The sequence below is a fragment of the Legionella steigerwaltii genome (assembly GCF_001468065.1).
GTDB lineage: Bacteria > Pseudomonadota > Gammaproteobacteria > Legionellales > Legionellaceae > Legionella > Legionella steigerwaltii.
In genome coordinates this window covers 177,450-196,544 of record NZ_LNYZ01000013.1, presented here as the reverse complement: position 1 = coordinate 196,544, position 19,095 = coordinate 177,450, and the positions used below count along the sequence as shown (strand labels likewise).

The following is a 19,095-nucleotide window of genomic DNA, read 5'->3' as shown; positions in this document are numbered from 1 at the left end:
AAAAGGTTCGTATGGCACAATTTGCTGTCTTGCTAAAAAACCGCAAATTGTTACTGTCCCGCTTATGAGTTACACTTAAATATCAATTCCTTCAATATCAGTAATAGCGTGTTATCTAAACCATGTGAATCGCTAACCGGAATCGGACCAACGCTTGCAGCAAAACTTTCTAAATGCGGCATCCATTCTGTGCGTGATTTGCTGTTCCACTTGCCGTATCGCTACCAAGACAGGACCCGAGTCACACCCATCCAAGATTTACGACCCAATGATTGGAGCGTCATTGCTGGACGCGTGTGTAAAACAGAAATTAAACCCGGTAAACGAGCAATGCTGCATTGTTATGTTGAAGATAAAACAGGAATAATAAAACTTCAGTTTTTTCATTTTAATAAAAATCAAATCAATAACCTAAAGAACAGCACAATGATTCATGCTTTTGGTGAAGTACGCGAATTCAATAATACTCTGACCATGACCCATCCTGAATATCAATTACTTGATCATGAAGAGGAATGCCAGGTCAATGAAACGCTCACACCAATTTACCCAAGTACACAAGGTTTAACACAAACGCGGTTAAGACAATTGGTGAATGTCGCATTAAAAAGTTGCGAACAGGAACTTCAACAATTGGAATGGATGGGTAACGAGCAATTGCGAGCCTATAATTTTTTGGCTTTGGGTGAGGCGATTCAATTATTGCATAATCCCCCTCCAGATATCTCAGTACAATCTCTTGAACAAGGTCAACATCCTGCACTGAAACGATTAGTTTTCGATGAATTGTTAGCGCAACGCCTTAGCATGCAATTTGCAAGGAAATCAAGAAATGCACTCCATGCCGTCGCATTACCTACTGATCAAAACTTAACACAACGATTTTTAGACTCACTTCCATTTAAGCTCACGAATGCACAACAAAGAGTAGCACAAGAAATCAGCCAAGATTTAATGCAAACGAAACCGATGTTGCGCTTGGTACAAGGAGATGTGGGCGCAGGAAAAACCATCATTGCTGCTCTTGCAGCATTACAAGCGATTGCAAATGGACAACAAGTTGCCTTTATGGCACCAACAGATTTACTGAGCGAGCAACATACTAACAATCTAATCCGTTGGCTAGAACCTTTAGGCATTAAAATATTAAGACTAAGCGGAAAAATGAAACTTAGTGAACGGCGCAGTGCATTTGCTGCGCTTGCAGATCATAGTTGTCAGTTGATTATTGGTACTCATGCCTTATTTCAAGAGGCCGTTAATTTTGCTCGTTTAGGTTTAGTCATTATTGATGAACAACATCGATTTGGTGTTGAGCAACGATTGCTCTTGCAACAAAAAGGACAACAAGAACAACTTATCCCGCATCAATTATTAATGACCGCCACTCCTATCCCAAGAACATTATCGATGACCCACTTAGCCCATTTGGATGTCTCGATTATCGATGAGTTACCTCCTGGACGCATACCCATTGCTACGGCTGTATTGAACCAGAATAAGCGGGAAGCGGTTATTGAACGATTGGAAGTTGCTATAGCGAGTGGACGACAAATTTATTGGGTTTGTACCCTTATTGAAGAATCAGAAAAATTACAATGTATGGCAGCTACTGAAACAGCACGTGCATTACAAGAACAACTTCCGAGTGCACGCGTAGGACTTGTTCATGGACGGATGAAACCCATAGAAAAAGAAGCGACGATGGCTGCTTTTAAATGCGGTGAAATCAATTTGCTCGTAGCGACAACGGTCATTGAAGTTGGAGTAGATGTTCCAAATGCCAGTCTGATGATTATTGAAAATGCCGAACGTTTGGGTTTATCCCAACTCCATCAATTACGTGGCCGTGTAGGAAGAGGTAGTGCTCAGTCTCATTGCATTTTGCTTTATCAATCCCCTCTCTCACAACAAGGCACGGAACGATTAAAAATTATGCGTGCAACCAATGATGGATTCATTATTGCAGAGAAGGACATGGAATTAAGAGGAGCAGGTGAAGTGCTGGGAATTAGGCAAACCGGTTATCGACAATTTAAAATTGCTGATATTCAGCGGGATCGCGATCTACTTCCTCTTTTACCCCCTATTGCAAAACAACTTATAGAAGACTCACCGCAAACTGCTTACGATTTGACTCAACGGTGGTTCGGTAATTTTGAGCAATTTTTGCAAGGATAAAAATATTTTTAAAAATACTCAAGTCAAGACTGTTTTTTATTTTTTTCTTTGTTAATATGGTGGTCAGATCTTCTAATTCTTTAAAGCATCCATTGTGGATAACTTCTTTTAATCCGCTTTATATTCCAAATCAAATTCTTACATAACATCTCAAAAAAACCTTATTACAAAAGGCTTATCAATAATTCAATACCCTATCGTAAAAAAAATATTTATCCACAAAATCTGTGGATAATTCTGTGAACATGATGTAAAACACCTTATAAAATCAGCTCAATTGAGGCGTGCTCCAGAACTTTCCAAAGTGTTACTAAAGTTTGACTGTAGGGTTTTCTTCCAATTTTATTTTTCTATTCATCTCGCACATATTTGACCAAATTTAAATCATTAAAAAATGAAGAGAGCAACACTAAAATTTTCTTTTTACAAATACCCAAGTCAAGACTGTTTTTTATTTTTTTCTTTGTTAAGATAGTTAGGCACATTTCTTATTATTTCAAAATAAATCCTGTGGATAACTTTCCTAATCAAATCGATTAATTAAAACTCAAACCGCTTTATAGACCGCAAAAACCCTTATTCCATAAGACTTATTTCTTAGTTGCTCTTTTATGATCTAAAAATCATTTATCCACAAAATCTGTGGATAATCCTGTGCACATGATGTAAAACACCTTGTAAAATCAGTCTGTTTTGCATCTGCTTCATAACTTTCCAAAGTGTTCCAGAGATTTGGGTTTAAACGACTTCTTAATTTATAATTCTTAGTTAGTTCATAAATCAGGAAATTTTTTAAGCATCTTAATATTCTATTTATTAAGAGATAAAATTTTTTAAAAAAATACCAAGTCAAGACTGTTTTTAATTTTTTTCTTTGTTAAGATAGTCAGGCACGTTTCTTATTCTTTCAAAACATATCTTGTGGATAACTCTTCTAATCATATCAAGTAAATAAAACTCAGACTTTTTTATAGTTCTCAAAACTCTTATTCTAAAAGACTTATCTCTTATTAACCCTTGATGTCCAAAAAATATTTATCCACAAAATCTGTGGATAATCCTGTGCACAAGATGCGTAACATCTTGTGGAATCCGTTATAAAATTTACACTAGTCTTAAAATACATTAGGGCCAGTTTACAATTCTACTATCTTGGCCCAAATGACATGATTTTATGCGCTCCAATACTCACATACTTCGTGTATGCTGCGTTTCGATGCTCTAAAATCATGTCATTTGGGCTCAACCTAGCGAATTGTAAACAGGCCCTATATATTTCAATTTAATGTATAAAATAATTCTCAAGCATGTTTAAATAGACCCGATAGACAACTGAAATTGGGATTCTAAAAAACCAAATTCTTACTTCGTCTTACCTAGATCATATTAATTAAAAAAACAACATGACCCAACACGACAGATACTGGCAAGCAAAAAAAGTAACCCTTTTGGGTGCTGTTTCAAATGCACTATTGGGCATCATAAAACTCATCGGCGGATACTTTTTTCATTCTCACGCTCTTGTTGCAGATGGGGTTCACTCCCTATCGGATCTCATAACAGACGCCATGGTATTATTTGCTTCTAAATACGGAAGTCTTGATGCCGACGCCAGTCATCCTTATGGGCATCAACGTATCGAAACAGCTGCGACCTTATTGTTATCTCTATTACTTATTTTTGCGGGTATTGGTATCGCCTGGGATTCAATATATGACTTGCTGCATTCTAATTATCGCATGCCAGATTGGTTAACACTTCCAATCATTTGCATTTCCATCATGAGCAATGAAATTTTATTTCACTATACATTGTATATTGGTAAACGCATTAATTCTAAATTGATTACTGCCAACGCTTGGCATCATCGTTCGGACGCAGCCTCTTCTCTTGTAGTATTAGTTGGTTTAATTGGCAGCATTGTAGGTTATAGTTATCTTGACGCTGCCGCTGCGATTATAGTTGGTTTGATGATTGTTAAGATGGGTTGGGATTATGCCTGGAATAGTGTTAAAGAGTTGGTAGACACTGCAGTCAGCCCGGAATTATTAACTCGAATTGAAGAAGTAATCCAAAATGTGGATGGGGTTGAAAAAATTCATCAATTACGAAGTCGCTCTATGGGGGAAAATGTATTAATTGATGTACATATTTTAGTTTCACCTAAGATATCGGTATCTGAAGGACATTATATTGCACAACACGTACACCATGCGCTTACTGATCAAATAGAAAGTGTGAATGATGTGATTGTCCATGTTGATCCTGAGGATGACGAGCGTTCTTGTCCTTCTTTGCATTTACCCAGCCGAAAGGTTTTACACGAACTGCTTTCAAATGAGGTCCATATTGATTTTCCTCAAATTCTATTTTGGAATTTACATTATCTGGATGGAACGATAGGGATCGATATAGTCTGTGATGAAACATTCACTAAATGGCAAGAATTGCACGACCGAGTGATTTTAGCATTAAAACTACAATCTGATATTGTAGAAGTTCGCTTATTTAGCTTGCATGAGACCATGTATCACAACTAAACTATGTGGTTTGGCTTGTAGCATAGTGGTAACTGTAGCCTGGGTGAAGCGCAGCGAACCCGGGTTTGAGAAGTTTTATTCAAGTCCACAACCCCAGGGTTCTGCTACGCTTCACCCAGGCTACAATTTAGAATAAATAACAGGATAAACAATGGTATCAGCTACCAGTTTAAAAATATTTTTTGCGTTTTCTATTTTTATTGTCATTTTACTCGCGGGCTGGTATCCCTTTAGAAAACGTATTAAAGATGATCAACATATTGATTTACCTGTCGGCGAAACCTTGGCTACGGGTGTTTTTTTGGGAGCAGGCCTATTGCATATGCTTCCAGATGCAAATTCTTTATTTAAAAAGATGGGGTACAACTATCCTTTTGCCTTTATTATTACTGGTGCCGTATTTCTGATTTTTCTCTGGTTTGAACATTTGGGCAAGGAACTTTATCACCATAATACGAAGCACCCTGCTTTTGCTATTTTAGCCTGGGGAATGCTCTCTGTTCATTCTATAATGTTGGGTGCCGCCTTAGGACTTGCTCATTATAACTCTATGATTATTATGATTTTTCTTGCAATTATTACACATAAATGGGCAGAAAGTTTTGCCATAGCAGTTCAATTGAATAAAAGCTCAATGAGTATGAACACCAGCCTGCTCTTTTTCATTTTATTCAGTTTAATGACGCCACTTGGTATCTACTTGGGGTGGTATTTTGGTCATGGTGTAGAAACCAAATCTCTATTTGATCCCATTTTAATTGCTGCTTCAGCAGGAACATTCCTTTATCTGGGAACGCTTCACGGCTTAGAACGCTGCGTTATGGTCGAACGTTGCTGCAATCTCAAAGATTTTAGCTTTGTAATTATAGGTTTTTCACTTATGGCTTTGGTCGCTGCATATGTCTAAGTTTTTACAACAAAAACCCATCATTCTTGCTTCAAACTCATCCATAAGATTCAAATTGCTCCAATCTCTTGGCATTGAATTTTCCGTAGTTCCTTCTCATTGTGATGAAGACGCAATTAAAGCGTCCTTCAAATCAGAAAACACGCTTGACTTAGGCTATGCGCTTGCTGCAAGTAAAGCCTTAGAGGTGAGTCAGCACCATCCAGACCATTTTATTATTGCAGCAGATCAACTTTGTTTGTTTGGCCAAGTCGTACTGAATAAGCCCTTGAACCATCCTACTGCAGTAAAACAGTTACGTTTATTAAGTGGCAAAGAACACCTGCAAATTGCCTGCGTTTGCATTGCCAAAAACAATGAAGTGCTTTGGCAACATCATGAAACAGCTTACTTAACGCTGCATCATTTAAGCGAAGCAACTCTAGAAGCCTATTTGCAAAGTGAAAAACCTTATCAAAGTTGTGGTAGTTACCAATATGAAAACCAAGGTAAATGGTTATTTAAAGAAGTTCAGGGAAATGAAGATACTATTTTAGGCTTACCATTATTTCCTCTAACCCAAGCTTTACTAAAACTTGGGGCAGTGAGTTTCTAGCTCTTGTAGCCTGGGTGCAGCGAAGCGGAACCCGGGAGCGTGCATTGATCCTATCCCGGGTTCCGCTTCGCTGCACCCGGGCTACAAGCAATTATTCCAGAATATATAAATCATCTACTTATGATTTATTTTTATTATTACGAGCATTTTGCTATGATTCGTTACCACATCATGCATTGAGATAATGAAAATGGAAGGTAAAATCGAAGGTTCTCTTGCCCCAACGCAGAATCCGTTAAGTTTGTTCGAATTTAAAACTAAATTCACAAGCCATATGCAAAAATGTGCAATTTCTAAATTAAATTTTGAAAATAGAATTGGCTCCCCAGAATTAAAAAATAATCATGATGCACTTATTGAACTGCATGAACAGATGATTGCAACGATTAATGAACACGTAGCAATTTATCAAGAGCAATTTAAAGAAGCAGAGCATTATGAACATGATAAGGACGAATTACAGCGCCGCGTTACTACCCAAATTGACAGACAAAACAAATACCTGGAAAAACTACAGTTACAATTGCCTCAAATACACTCTTTAAAATTTCTATTCTCTTTAAATCCAAGTGAATTATTTCAGGAAGCAATAAAAAATAAACATTCTGTTTTACTTATTACCCAAACTCCAGAATTAATTGCAAAAATTGCCAATTATCAAATAACACATATTACGCATCAAGATCGTGAAATTGTGCACTCCCTAGCCTCAATTTTAGCGACACGTGAATACACTTTTGAAACACCCAATATTTTTGCTGCCTTAAAACAACAAGTTCAAGACGAAGCAGATACACAATTTATTGCAGCAAAGGAAAATGAAGCAATCAATCATTTGTTGCTCCAAATTAAGAGGTACCTTGATAAAAAAATAGACAAAGCCCTGGAAGGAAATTCAAATCCCTGGGCCCTAGGATATTTTGGTTCAAACCATAAAGTAAACCGTGGTGATAAAAAAGTGCCTGTACCACAAGGTGTTTACGAATTGAAAGGACACTTAGACCAACTCGGTACACTTACTCCAATTGAAGTTTTGACCAAAATGCAAAATACATTGCATATCAAAAATGTAGAAAACAAGGATGAATCCTTATTTAAGCAGTTTAAACGTTTGATAAGTTACCTTTTTGGATACTCTCAATCACAAGAGACAACGAAAGAATATGAATTTCTTGAACAAGTCACAGCGGGAAAACAATCTATCCCTTGACAAAGCAGGCGCATATCAAAACAATACCTCAACATTTGAGTGGTAGAAATTATCGCTTGTGCAGATTAACCAATTTAATCGTAACCAGGACTCAACATGCAAATTACAAAAATTCAAGCCCGTGAAATTTTAGACTCTCGCGGTAATCCTACTGTTGAAGCAGACGTTATTTTAAAAAATGGAACTCTGGGAAGAGCGAGTGTTCCCTCTGGGGCATCCACAGGAAGCCGTGAAGCGTGTGAATTACGCGATAATGATCCAAAACGTTATAATGGCAAAGGCGTGCAACACGCTGTTGCTCATGTTAATCATGAAATTAATCAAGCGCTACATCTTTTTTCTGTTGAAGATCAGGATGCATTGGATCATAAATTATGCCAATTAGACGCCACAGAAAATAAATCACATCTTGGGGCCAATGCCATTCTTGCTGTTTCACTTGCTGCTGCTCGGGCTCGCGCAAATGAACACCAGATGCCGCTGTATGCCGCATTAAACCAAGGTGAAAAAATGAGCATGCCCGTACCCATGATGAATATCTTAAACGGTGGTGCTCATGCAGATAACAATGTAGATATCCAAGAATTCATGATTATGCCTGTAGGCGCTACTGATTTTCCAACTGCATTGCAAATAGGTGCTGAGATTTTTCATGGATTAAAATCCGTTTTAAAAAAACAAGGATTAAACACTGCAGTTGGCGATGAAGGTGGTTTTGCACCCAATATTAAATCGAACCGCCAAGCTCTAGACCTCCTGTGCGAGGCAATTGAAAAGGTTGGATATAAGTTAGGCGATGAAATCGTTCTTGCTCTAGATGTTGCCGCTTCCGAATTATATGATCAAGGCATGTACCACATGGCGTCTGAAAATCAAAAATTTACTGCGCCGCAACTCATTGATTATTATGATAATCTTATCAAGAGCTATCCTATTGTCAGCATCGAAGACGGTCTGGATGAAAAGGATTGGGGGGGCTGGAAACAATTAACCGCTCAATTAGGAGGAACAATTCAATTGGTCGGTGATGATGTGTTCGTTACTAATCCAAAAATTCTCCAAGAAGGGATTACCCAAAAAGTAGCGAATGCCATACTCATTAAAGTGAACCAGATTGGTACCTTAAGTGAAACGCGACAAACAATTCAATTAGCACATCAAAATGGGTATCGTTGTGTCATGTCCCATCGCTCAGGTGAAACAGAAGATACCTTTATCGCAGACCTTGCTGTTGCTACTGGCTGTGGTCAAATTAAAACCGGTTCGCTATGCCGTACCGATCGTATTGCAAAATACAATCAACTGTTACGTATCAATGAAATGGCCGCATTACCTTATGCGGGAAAAGCCGTATTGAAAAAATAGATGTATGACATAGGTAGCCTGGGTGCAGCGCAGCGGAACCCGGGATCGGCACTATTACATTCCCCGGGTTCCGCTGCGCTGCACCCAAGCTACGATTTCTATACAATTTCCTAATCCTCTGAAAAATGAATATTTGTGTTGTACTTTGTGCGATTAAGACAGAAACTGCTGCGAAATACTTTAATATTTGCTTCATTTGCAAATACCCTGCGTGCAAATTCATTGTAATGATTCATATCCGCAACATGAATCACGAGCAAATAATCGGTATCACCTGAAACAAAATAGCATTGCTTCACTTCTTCTTGTTCCGCCATTTTGCGCTCAAAATGAGCGAGCAAATCCTCTCTTTGCTTTTCCAAAGTAATATTTGCAAAAACAATGAGCCCACGTCCAGCTTTAAAAGGATCGACCAGAGAAACATCATGAACAATTATGCCTTCATCACGTAATCGTTTTACACGACGAAAACAAGGAGGAGCAGAAATTCCTACTTTGTCAGCAAGAGCCAAATTGGTAATTTGATTGTCTTTCTGCAATAAATTTAAAATTTTTCTATCGATTTTATCTAAATGTATCGGTTCAGCTCTATTTTCTAGTGCATTTTTTTCTCCAAATTTTTTCATATATTACCCATAAATCAAAATTAACCATTATAAAATGAAACAAAACATCATTAAACTAAAAATTTATTTATTTTTATTTCATGCTACATTCACTTCCCCATCAAAAGACCTAAAAGGAACCTGTTATGATAAGAACGGCGCAGATTGATGAAATTAAAATCTTAAACCAACTCATTGAGCATTCAGCACGTGAATTGAGCCAAGAAGACTATACCCATCAAGAAATTGAAGGTGCAATTCGCTCAATTTTTGGCGTGGATAAAGAACTCATTATGGATCAAACCTATTATGTAGTAGTAAAGGAGGGTACTGTCGTTGCCTGCGGTGGATGGAGTAAACGAAAAACCCTATTTGGCGGGGATCAATGCAACACACGGGAAGAAGGATTTTTAAATCCGCGAACAGACTATGCCAAAATAAGGGCTTTTTTTGTCCATCCAAACCATGCTCGACAAGGATTCGGAAAAAAGCTTCTACAATATTGTGAGCAACGCGCTTTATCCCATGGATTTACAAAAATGGAAATGATGGCAACTTTACCTGGTGTAAAACTGTATCAGGCGTGTGGCTATCAAATTGAGCAGCCAGAATATTTTGCTCTCCCAGATGGGAAAAAGTTTAAAATGTTAAAAATGTTAAAACATTTTTAAGACTTAAAACCTGTAGCCTGGGTGCAGCGTAGCGGAATTCGGGATGTTCTCTTCTGATAAACCCGGGTTCCGCTACGCTGCACCCAGGCTACATTCTGCATTCATAAGACCAGTTATTTTTTAGAATGATAATCGGGAATTTCCTTTGGATAACAGCCTCTTATAGTCCTAAAAAAATCAAGAATTTTAGGAAAATCACTATCAATATCCCCTGAAGGTTGGAACTTTTCATGAATTCGAAGTTCCTTGGATGCATAATCAGGCCCCACCATCACTATGGGCAAACCAGCTTGGCATGCAATATGATAAAACCCTTCTTTCCATCGCGTTACAGGACCACGCGTCCCTTCTGGAGTAATAGCCAGTTTAAATTCATCACGAGAACGAAATATATCTACTACTTGTTCTACAGTCTTACTTTTTTTGGAGCGATCGACTGGTGCCCCTCCTAATGCCCTTAGCAACAAACCTAAAGGAAAAAAGAACAATTGATTTTTTGCTAAAAAGTTAATTTTAACTCCTACTGAAAAGCGAGCAAATAAGCCCACTAAAAAATCCCAATTGCTTGTATGAGGAGCCACAACAACCAAATATTTTTTATCTTGTGGTAGTGCGCCGACAACTTTCCAACCAAACAGTTTTAAAATAAAACGTCCTAATTTCTTCATAATCAAAATCTATAATTATTTCTTTTAGTATATACAAATTATCATGTTGATTCACCTCCATCGCATGATGAATCTAATGCACCTGGATAAGTCTAAAGCAATCATAATAAAAAAAATGAATAAAACTCTCTGGAGCACAATATTTATACTAAAATGATACATATATAGGTGGAGCTATGGAGTGCCAAATGAATAAACAAGATCCTGCACTTAACTTTTCCAACCCACGTTTACTGGCAGCTGTTTATTATGGATTGCTGTCCGTTGTCGGAACGATACTCATCGATGCGCTTCTCACAACCCTTGGCATAGAGGAACTTGTCCCTCTTTTTAAGGCAATTATCTTGGGGATGATTGTCGCTTCTATAACTGGGGCTATATTTGGGAAAAGTATTGTTCACTGCCCTAGACCCTACAAACGTAAAACCTTTTTATTGGGTTTTATTATGGTGTTGGTCTCCTTACCTTTTTTTGATCTGGGTTTGGTGCTCTCCATGGACACATCAAACAACCAAGCGCTTCCAATAAACAATTTTCATGATTTCGTGTATGCGTACTTCATTGTCCTTGGTTACAGCTATATTCTTTTTGGGTTTTTACTTGCTATTGCATCAGGTTTCGCTTCGATCTTTTTACGTGGCCACTTCGTTTATCAAATTTTACGAACCGATAGACGAGAAAGCCATAGTTTGCCACGATATGTAGGCGCCTCTGATAGAACAAAACCTAAGCCCAAACCTGCACCCAAAAAACCAGCAACCAAACCCCGGACTTTGCAGCGCAAAAAAACTTAAGTAAAATCTCTTCCCTATCAAACCTCACAATTGTAGCTTGGGTGCTTTGTAGCCTCTGGGTGCAGCGCAGCGGAACCCGGGTTTCTATGCATAAATAAAATGTTTAATCCCGGGTTCCGCTGCGCTGCACCCAGGCTACAATGAATTACAATTAATCTGGATTTTTATGCCAACACATACTTTCACGGATAAAGAACATCTTTTTCTTCTTTTAGCGCAAAAAGCCACTGTCCTCACCCCCAATAACCGACTCAGTGAGACAATTCTTCAGCATTATTTTGCCCAATGTAAGAAGCAAACCGTAGATAAGCCTACATGCATGCCTTTTCGTGTTGCTCTAACCAAAGCCTATGAACAAATCAACTTTATTAATCCTCATGGAACCCATCCCATTTTATTAAACAACGCTCAATGTCAGTTTTTATGGCGTAAAATAATTCAAGCAGAATCCAATATCACCTACAGCGATGGACTTCTTCAATCGGTAATCAGTGCTTGGGAGCGTTGCCAACAATGGCAAATTAATCCGCAAGACTCAGCCTTTCATCACACAGCACAAACGCGACAATTTCAACGCTGGTGGCAATTATTTGATAAACAATTGAAACAACAAAATTTTATTACTGAATATGAATTAATACCCTATTTACTCCATGCCAATAGTTCTTTATTTTCCCAAAATGTTGTGTGGGTTTGTTTCGATGATTTTACTCCTCAACAAGTGCTTTTGCAGGAATACTTAGCTCAAAAGGGTTTCCTTCAATATCAGTATGATTTACAAGAAAAATTGTCGAAAACTGAACTATTAGCTGCACAACATAATAAAGAAGAATATGAACAGCTCATAGCATGGTTGCATTTAAAAATAAAAGAAGGAAATCAACATATCGGTGTGGTTGTACCGAATTTAGAGCAAGAATCTCATTCATTACAAAGAATCTTATCACATCATTTTGAGACGACCCATTTTAATATTTCCTTGGGTCAATCTCTGAGTAACTTCCCTTTGGTGGCCCATGCTTTATGCTGGCTTAACTTGGATGGCACGCATCTCAATTCACAACAGGTAAACTTGCTGCTGCAGTCACCTTACATTAGTGGTTCTAAAGACGAATTCATCGCACGTTCTGAGTATTTACAAGAAGCAACCCTACTCACTAATCATTCGATTCCCTTAAATCCTTTAATCGAGGAATTACGTGATCATGCCCCAAAACTTGCTAATTTATTGAGCAACATTACTCCTTATCCTGAACAAGCCACCGTACACGAATGGATACACCTATTTCAAAAGCGTCTGAATATTTTAGGATTTCCCGGAGACTATAATCTCAACTCGGAGAATTATCAGTGTCTTAATCGCTTTGTCGCTGTCTTTGATGAGCTGAGGCAATTCGCTTTACTTAAACCCAACTTCACAAAATCGGATGTGCTGGAGGTAGTTCAGCATCTTGTCAAAAACACAATTTTTCAAGCGCAAAAAACGAATGCACCGATTCAAATTTGTGGCTTACTTGAGGCATCAGGATGTGAGTTCGACAGTTTATGGATCATGGGTTTAACGGATCAATGTTTGCCGCAAAAGGTACATTTATCTGCTTTTATCCCGCCACAGTTACAGCGTGAGTTATGTATGCCTCATAGCTTGCCAACTCGTGAACTGCAGTTTGCCCAACAAATTCTACAACGATTACAAAGAAGTGCTGACTCCATTGTATTCAGCTACGCCCAGCTGCAGGCTGATACCCCCAATTTACCTTGCTCCTTAATCACCAATTTCCCAAATTTTGAACTGCTACCAACACAGTATGAATCAAGAAAACAATCTGAGTTAATGATTATGGAGGAGTGTTTTAATGTTCCATTATTAGCCGAAGAACACATTCATGGAGGCACAGCAATCCTTTCGAATCAAGCCAAATGTCCCTTTAAAGCGTTTGCTGAACACAGACTTCGCGCCAAAACATCCTTACAAACAACAGATGGTTTGGATAATAAAAAACGAGGGCAACTCATTCATCAAGTAATGGAACTGTTATGGCAAAAATTGGAAACTCAGCACAATTTACTTCATTTAGCGCCTAATATTCTGGAACAATACATTGAGGAAGCCATTCATGCCGCTTTAGTTCCACTAAAAAAACAACTTTGCGAATCATTTTCTGATTCAATTCAAGAAGTCGAATACACACGGTTAAAACGACTGGTACAAACTTGTCTGGAATGGGAAAAACAAAGACCTCCCTTTGCAGTCGCGGCTGTTGAGCAATCGTATACAATTAATTTAGCTGGTCTTGATTTTCAAGTACGGGTCGATCGTCTGGATGAGGTTGAAGATAAAAAATGGGTTATTGATTATAAAAGCAGCCTTCCTGCCAGCAAACCTTGGAATGAAGAGAGACCTAGAGAATCACAGTTATTACTTTATGCGCTACTGGATAAGCAAATTAATGCACTATTACTCCTACAAGTAAAAACTGGAAAAATAAGCTCCATGGGGCTTAGTGAGGAAAAGCTAAATATTACTGGGATTACCTCTTTAAAAAAAGAAGAATCATGGACGGAGTATAGGACGGTTTGGCAAAGACAACTAACTGCTTTGGCAAAAGAATTTCAAGAGGGCCACTGCGCCCCTCAACCAACTCATTTAACTATTTGCCAACATTGTGATTTTCAAAATTTGTGTCGATTTCACGTAGAAGAATAGTCCCACGTCATCCCGAATGCAACGAGGGCCTCCATGATGTGGAGCGGTGTTATGATGGGAGATCCCTCGTTGCACTCGGGATGACAAGAACATAGAAACAAAGCCTAAAAAATACGGTTATCATTATGTCGAACTCACACTAATTATGATATAAGACACTTAGACCATTTAAGTAAATTGGAATGGTTATAACCCATGGTTTCCGACAATAATAATAAGAGATGAATCATGCCTGTTAATCATAGTATATTTGAGCCACGTCTAAACACCTGTAACAAAGAATTACAAGCCCTATTTGATGGCCTAGAAATCGGCGAAAAATTACAGCAAAAAATAGATGCTGTAAAAAATTATTATAATCTTTCTTATACCAAAGCAATTTCAGCAAAAAAAGTCGAAGACATTGTACAAAGTTACGAATTATTTATAAGAGAATTAACCAATGTAAAAAACGGGAAACTGAAGCCCAAAGAGGCATTAGATAAAATTGGAAGTGCCTGTGAGTCAAGAAAAATTAGTGTTTTATTCCATAATCTCGCCAAGGCTTGCGAATTAATGTTCTATGCAGCAACCGCATTTTCTCTGTGGGCAGGAATTTTTGGGATCGCCCTACCTGTACTGATTGTCCAACCTGTTTTAGGTGTTGCAGTAGGAATAACCGTTGTTGGTGGTATGCTTGCTGCGGCATATAAGGCTTTGTCGTGCTTTACAGAGTTTAGATCAATCAGTCGTCATGATGCTGAATATACTAATGAGAAAGATTTGATTTCTTACTTCTTTAAACCCCCAGTACAACCAAAAGAAACCCTTAATCCAATCGATAAGAATGCTGGCCTAGAGTTCTCTTGTTGTTAATAGTTAATAATATTTTAGTGCAATGACGTCAACTTAAGAGAAAATTGTAGCCTGGGTGAAGGCGTAGCCGTAACCCGGGATCGAGGTTCGAATCAGGATTAGATGCCGGGTTACGGCTACGCCTTCACCCAGGCTACACCCTATATTTCTCTTGTTGTTTCGCCATATTCATACAATGTCCCAAAATTCTGACTCTATATGGTCCAAGTATTAAGACGTTGCAATTGCGAAATTTAAGCAGATGTTTAATAATGACAAAATCACTGGACAAGGGAGTGAACATGTCACTCAAACGAACTAAAACACGAATTCTATGCTGTGGCTTAATCACATGTTTACTAAGTAGTTGTTTTCATCCACCTTATAATAATTTTAAACCAGTACACCCTATGCCCAGGAGAGTTGCTACCGGGGCAGTTGTCGGAACTGCTGTGGGTGCGGCGGCAACTGGACATGTGGCTGGCGCACTGGCAGGTACCGTGGTAGGGGGTGCTATGGGCGTTGCAGTAGGTTTTTACAAAGCCAGTCGACGCAGCATCATCAAAGAATTGAATAAAGAAAATATCCAGTATGTACAGTACGGGGATACTATGACCTTAATTGTACCCGTTGATAAGTATTTTATGTTTGAAAGCCCCCGCCTTAATGAAATTTGTTATCCTGGTTTGGAAAATATTATCAGGTTATTGAAGTTTTACCCATTGAGTCCAGTTTATGTTGCGGGATTCTCAGATGATGTAGGTACGGATCACCATAAAAAATTAATGTCTCAAGCACAGGCAGAAACTATGATGACATTTTTATGGGCTAATAATATTCCAGCCCAACTTCTTAAAGCAGAGGGTTATGGTGATAAAAATGATGTAGGTGATAATAAATTGATTCATGGTAGTGCATTTAATCGACGCATTGAGATTCAATGGTTCAATAGTTATGGTACTAAGACTTGTGCAAATTGCCCTGCTCCAGTACCATCACCTGTAGTTTATGCAACCAAGTAAGGCAAAATTAATGCGTTCAAGATTTATCGGGGGAGTTCTTTTAATCGTTGGTACTTCTATAGGCGGGGGTATGCTGGCCCTGCCTGTTGCCAATGCAGCTACCGGGTTTTGGCAATCGTCAATTTTTCTATTCCTGTGCTGGGTATTTATGACTTTAGGGGCATTTTTTATCCTTGAAGCAAATCTGTATTTACCTCGAGGAAAACATATGGTTTCTATGGCACAAGCTACTTTAGGTAATTATGGCTTGCTTGCTGCCTGGATAAGCTATCTCTTTTTGCTTTATACCTTACTGTCCGCCTATATATCTGGCGGAGCTGACGTCTTAAATAGCCTTCTTTTTAAAATAGGGTTGCATTTGACTGATTGGCAGGCCAGTTTATTATTTACGCTTATTTTTGGTCTGGTCGTTTATGGTGGAATTCGATATGTGGATTATGTTAATCGTGGGTTGATGTTTGGCAAATTAGCTGTTTATTTTTTGTTAGTACTCCTCATTGCTCCGCACATAGAAATAGAACATTTGCGCCATGGTGATATGCGATATATCGGCAGTGCGATCATGATTTTAATTACCTCTTTTGGATTTGCCATCATTGTGCCTAATCTGAGGGACTATTTTGATGATGATGTGAAACAGCTGAAAAAGGTTATTTTTATAGGCTCATTAATCCCTCTAATCTGTTATTTGGCTTGGGATGCTGTGATTATGGGAGCCCTTCCTTCTGAAGGAAGTCAAAACCTTGAGAGCTTAATGCATAACCCACATACAACGAGTGCTTTGGCAAGCATGCTCTCGAACAAAGTACAAAATACAACCATAAGCGCTCTCTTTAATTTCTTCACCTCCATCTGTATGCTTACTGCATTTCTTGGTGTTTCCTTATGCTTATACAGTTTTCTTGCAGATGGTTTAAAGTTACGCGAACGAGGGGGGCATGGCCTTGGGTTGTTTGTACTTACTTTTGCTCCGCCACTGCTTATAGTAATTTATTACCCCGGTGCGTACATTCATGCTTTAGGTTATGCAGGCATCTTTTGTATCATACTGCTACTACTTTTACCTGCTCTAATGTGTTATTTTGGTAGAAGAAAACATCATTCTGTCTATATCGTTCCAGGCGGTAAATGGACTCAAATCGCAGTAATTGCTGTTTCGATTGGGCTATTAACCCATGAATTTTGGAATTTGGCTAGATAAATCTGGTGAGACCCCTCATCCGCCCTTATGGGCACCTTATCCCCCGCTGGGAGAAGGGATGTTTTCTTAACTTAAATTAAGAGAGAATACCCTCTCCCTCCTGTGGGAGAGGGTAATTTAACAGGCAATGATACGATTGACTTAAAATGGATAACAAAGTATCATATTGAATTATTTTTATACTATTTTGGATGGTATCTCATGATCAATTCAAAACTAATAGGTGGAATATTACTTATAGTAGGAACTTCAATAGGTGGAGGGATGCTTGCCTTACCTGTGTCTACGGCGGAAGTAGGTTTTAGCAATTCAATTTTCTTCCTATTCTTTTGCTGGCTGATCATGACGGCAGGAGCATTATTACTCTTGGAAGTTAATCTACGTCTTCCAGCTGGCAGTAACATGATTTCAATGGCAAAATCCACGCTAGGTTTGCCCGGTCAAATTGTGGCTTGGATCACGTACTTGTTTTTGCTATACACCCTCCTCTCAGCTTATATTTCCGGTGGTAGCGACGTATTCAATAGCTTATTGCATAAAATGAATATTGATTTACCCAACAGTGCTACCGCAATCTTATTTACAATTTTATTCAGTTTGATTGTTTACAAAGGAATACGCTCTGTAGATTACGTTAATCGTGGTTTAATGTTCGGAAAATTAGGCATTTACGTTTTATTAGTTGCAATTATTAGTCCTCATGCCTCTACACTGGGTTTAACTGATGGTTCAGCCCGTGCTTTTACAGGCACTTTAATGATTTTAATTACCTCATTCGGTTATGCCTCGATCATCCCCAGTTTACGCGACTATTTCGGGGATGACATACGAAACCTAAGGCGAGTTATCCTATTCGGCTCGCTTATCCCCCTTGTTTGTTACATTGTTTGGGATGCAGTCATTATGGGTGTTGTCTCTCGTGAAGGAGAAAATGGACTGCTCGCACTGATGAGCTCAGAACATGCTACCAGTGGATTAACTGAAGCGTTAAGCCAATCCGTTCAAAATCAATGGATTAGCGGTTTCTTTGGCTTTTTCACTTCCATATGTATGCTCACTGCATTTTTAGGAGTCTCTTTGGGATTATTTGATTTTCTGGCAGATGGATTAAAACTGAAAAAATCGGGTAACCAAGGAAAATATATTTTGATCTTAACGTTTCTTCCTCCACTCGCAGTGGTTTTATTAAATCCAGGGATTTATCTGCATGCGTTAAGCTATGCCGGCATCTGTTGTGTCATTTTATTGTTGTTATTGCCCGCAATCATGGCATGGCGAGGACGTCAGACATTAGTCACAACAGAAAGTCATTTGGTTCCTGGGGGTAATTCCAGTCTTGCATTAATTGGTTTTATTGCTACAGGCTTACTCGTCATTGCGATTATGTATTAATGCGGTCACTTAAGTAGCGTGATATGCCCATCTTGACGTTCATTGTATCCTGGGTGCAGCGTAGCGGAACCCGGGAACCACGTTATCCCGAACATAGATTCCTGATTTTTAAGAAGTTTCCCCGGGTTCCGCTACGCTGCACCCAGGATACAATCATTCTTATGCATATTCTTTAGCTATAATTGAAATAGATGTTCTGTTCAATAAAAACACAAGGAGGTTATTATGTTATATTGGGCCCTCATATTTTTTATTATTGCAATCATTGCTGCAGCATTTGGTTTTGGTGGAATTGCAGTAGCGGCAGCAGGAATTGCGAAAATTTTATTCTTTTTATTTCTTGTTATCTTTGTCATATTTCTTGTAATGGGGCTACTTGCTCGACGTCCACCTCCCCCATTAT

16 protein-coding genes are annotated in these 19,095 nt (G+C 38.5%); 14 read left to right on the top strand and 2 right to left on the bottom strand.

Annotated elements, in window-relative coordinates; all coding sequences use genetic code 11:
* Positions 1–108 precede the first annotated feature (108 nt).
* The 6 genes from recG (at position 109) to eno (ending at position 8,798) form a co-directional block, all read left to right on the top strand.
* Positions 109–2,181 carry an ATP-dependent DNA helicase RecG gene (gene recG / locus Lstg_RS08735; RefSeq protein WP_058477283.1) on the top strand — a complete coding sequence of 691 codons (2,073 nt, stop codon included), beginning with the start codon at positions 109–111 and terminating at the stop codon, positions 2,179–2,181.
* 1,403 nt (positions 2,182–3,584) lie between these two features.
* On the top strand, positions 3,585–4,721 hold the full coding sequence (locus Lstg_RS08730) for a cation diffusion facilitator family transporter (RefSeq protein ID WP_058477282.1): 1,137 nt from the start codon (positions 3,585–3,587) through the stop codon (positions 4,719–4,721).
* A 151-nt stretch (positions 4,722–4,872) separates the two neighbouring features.
* Positions 4,873–5,628: a ZIP family metal transporter gene (locus tag Lstg_RS08725; protein WP_058477281.1), complete on the top strand. Its 756-nt coding sequence runs from the start codon at positions 4,873–4,875 to the stop codon at positions 5,626–5,628.
* A complete protein-coding gene (locus Lstg_RS08720; RefSeq protein ID WP_058477280.1) occupies positions 5,621–6,223 on the top strand; it encodes a Maf family protein in 603 nt (200 codons plus the stop codon). Before Lstg_RS08725 ends, Lstg_RS08720 begins: the two co-directional genes overlap by 8 nt.
* A gap of 190 nt (positions 6,224–6,413) precedes the next feature.
* Positions 6,414–7,433 (top strand): hypothetical protein, encoded by a 1,020-nt coding sequence (locus tag Lstg_RS08715; RefSeq protein ID WP_058477279.1) that lies wholly within the window; start codon positions 6,414–6,416, stop codon positions 7,431–7,433.
* 96 nt (positions 7,434–7,529) lie between these two features.
* Positions 7,530–8,798, top strand: coding sequence for a phosphopyruvate hydratase (eno, locus tag Lstg_RS08710; protein WP_058477278.1), 1,269 nt, complete (start codon positions 7,530–7,532; stop codon positions 8,796–8,798).
* A 110-nt stretch (positions 8,799–8,908) separates the two neighbouring features.
* On the opposite strand, the gene Lstg_RS08705 is transcribed toward eno, so the two are convergent.
* Positions 8,909–9,424 carry an Lrp/AsnC family transcriptional regulator gene (locus Lstg_RS08705; protein ID WP_058477277.1) on the bottom strand — a complete coding sequence of 172 codons (516 nt, stop codon included), beginning with the start codon at positions 9,422–9,424 and terminating at the stop codon, positions 8,909–8,911.
* Between the two features lie 125 nt (positions 9,425–9,549).
* Between Lstg_RS08705 and Lstg_RS08700 the strand changes: the two genes are divergently transcribed.
* A complete protein-coding gene (locus Lstg_RS08700) occupies positions 9,550–10,074 on the top strand; it encodes a GNAT family N-acetyltransferase (protein ID WP_058477276.1) in 525 nt (174 codons plus the stop codon).
* A gap of 113 nt (positions 10,075–10,187) precedes the next feature.
* Here Lstg_RS08700 and Lstg_RS08695 read toward each other — a convergent pair whose 3' ends face one another.
* A complete protein-coding gene (locus Lstg_RS08695) occupies positions 10,188–10,742 on the bottom strand; it encodes a 1-acyl-sn-glycerol-3-phosphate acyltransferase (RefSeq protein ID WP_058477275.1) in 555 nt (184 codons plus the stop codon).
* Positions 10,743–10,930: 188 nt separating this feature from the next.
* On the opposite strand from Lstg_RS08695, the gene Lstg_RS08690 reads away from it, so the two are divergent.
* The 7 genes from Lstg_RS08690 to Lstg_RS08660 form a co-directional block, all read left to right on the top strand.
* Positions 10,931–11,536, top strand: coding sequence for a hypothetical protein (locus Lstg_RS08690; protein ID WP_058477274.1), 606 nt, complete (start codon positions 10,931–10,933; stop codon positions 11,534–11,536).
* A 166-nt stretch (positions 11,537–11,702) separates the two neighbouring features.
* Positions 11,703–14,243, top strand: a complete 2,541-nt coding sequence (locus tag Lstg_RS08685; protein ID WP_058477273.1) for a PD-(D/E)XK nuclease family protein — start codon at positions 11,703–11,705, stop codon at positions 14,241–14,243.
* A 228-nt stretch (positions 14,244–14,471) separates the two neighbouring features.
* Positions 14,472–15,098 (top strand): DUF5638 domain-containing protein, encoded by a 627-nt coding sequence (locus tag Lstg_RS08680; protein WP_058477272.1) that lies wholly within the window; start codon positions 14,472–14,474, stop codon positions 15,096–15,098.
* 281 nt (positions 15,099–15,379) lie between these two features.
* On the top strand, positions 15,380–16,099 hold the full coding sequence (gene cmpA, locus Lstg_RS08675) for a C-OmpA-like family protein CmpA (protein ID WP_058477271.1): 720 nt from the start codon (positions 15,380–15,382) through the stop codon (positions 16,097–16,099).
* Positions 16,100–16,109: 10 nt separating this feature from the next.
* Positions 16,110–17,300 carry an amino acid permease gene (locus Lstg_RS08670; protein WP_058477270.1) on the top strand — a complete coding sequence of 397 codons (1,191 nt, stop codon included), beginning with the start codon at positions 16,110–16,112 and terminating at the stop codon, positions 17,298–17,300.
* Positions 17,301–17,501: 201 nt separating this feature from the next.
* Positions 17,502–18,692, top strand: a complete 1,191-nt coding sequence (locus Lstg_RS08665) for an amino acid permease (protein ID WP_058477676.1) — start codon at positions 17,502–17,504, stop codon at positions 18,690–18,692.
* Between the two features lie 225 nt (positions 18,693–18,917).
* A partial coding sequence (locus Lstg_RS08660; protein ID WP_115324538.1) for a DUF1328 family protein occupies positions 18,918–19,095 on the top strand: 178 nt, incomplete at its 3' end.

Bases quoted from the DNA above. Each gene is read 5' to 3' on its own strand.
- Lstg_RS08680 (WP_058477272.1), top strand. From the start codon at position 14,472: ATGCCTGTTAATCATAGTATATTTGAGCCACGTCTAAACACCTGTAAC.
- Lstg_RS08695 (WP_058477275.1), bottom strand. From the start codon at position 10,742: ATGAAGAAATTAGGACGTTTTATTTTAAAACTGTTTGGTTGGAAAGTT.
- cmpA (WP_058477271.1), top strand. From the start codon at position 15,380: ATGTCACTCAAACGAACTAAAACACGAATTCTATGCTGTGGCTTAATC.
- Lstg_RS08715 (WP_058477279.1), top strand. From the start codon at position 6,414: ATGGAAGGTAAAATCGAAGGTTCTCTTGCCCCAACGCAGAATCCGTTA.
- Lstg_RS08690 (WP_058477274.1), top strand. From the start codon at position 10,931: ATGAATAAACAAGATCCTGCACTTAACTTTTCCAACCCACGTTTACTG.
- Lstg_RS08685 (WP_058477273.1), top strand. From the start codon at position 11,703: ATGCCAACACATACTTTCACGGATAAAGAACATCTTTTTCTTCTTTTA.
- Lstg_RS08670 (WP_058477270.1), top strand. From the start codon at position 16,110: ATGCGTTCAAGATTTATCGGGGGAGTTCTTTTAATCGTTGGTACTTCT.
- Lstg_RS08700 (WP_058477276.1), top strand. From the start codon at position 9,550: ATGATAAGAACGGCGCAGATTGATGAAATTAAAATCTTAAACCAACTC.
- Lstg_RS08720 (WP_058477280.1), top strand. From the start codon at position 5,621: ATGTCTAAGTTTTTACAACAAAAACCCATCATTCTTGCTTCAAACTCA.
- Lstg_RS08730 (WP_058477282.1), top strand. From the start codon at position 3,585: ATGACCCAACACGACAGATACTGGCAAGCAAAAAAAGTAACCCTTTTG.
- Lstg_RS08665 (WP_058477676.1), top strand. From the start codon at position 17,502: ATGATCAATTCAAAACTAATAGGTGGAATATTACTTATAGTAGGAACT.
- Lstg_RS08725 (WP_058477281.1), top strand. From the start codon at position 4,873: ATGGTATCAGCTACCAGTTTAAAAATATTTTTTGCGTTTTCTATTTTT.
- Lstg_RS08705 (WP_058477277.1), bottom strand. From the start codon at position 9,424: ATGAAAAAATTTGGAGAAAAAAATGCACTAGAAAATAGAGCTGAACCG.
- eno (WP_058477278.1), top strand. From the start codon at position 7,530: ATGCAAATTACAAAAATTCAAGCCCGTGAAATTTTAGACTCTCGCGGT.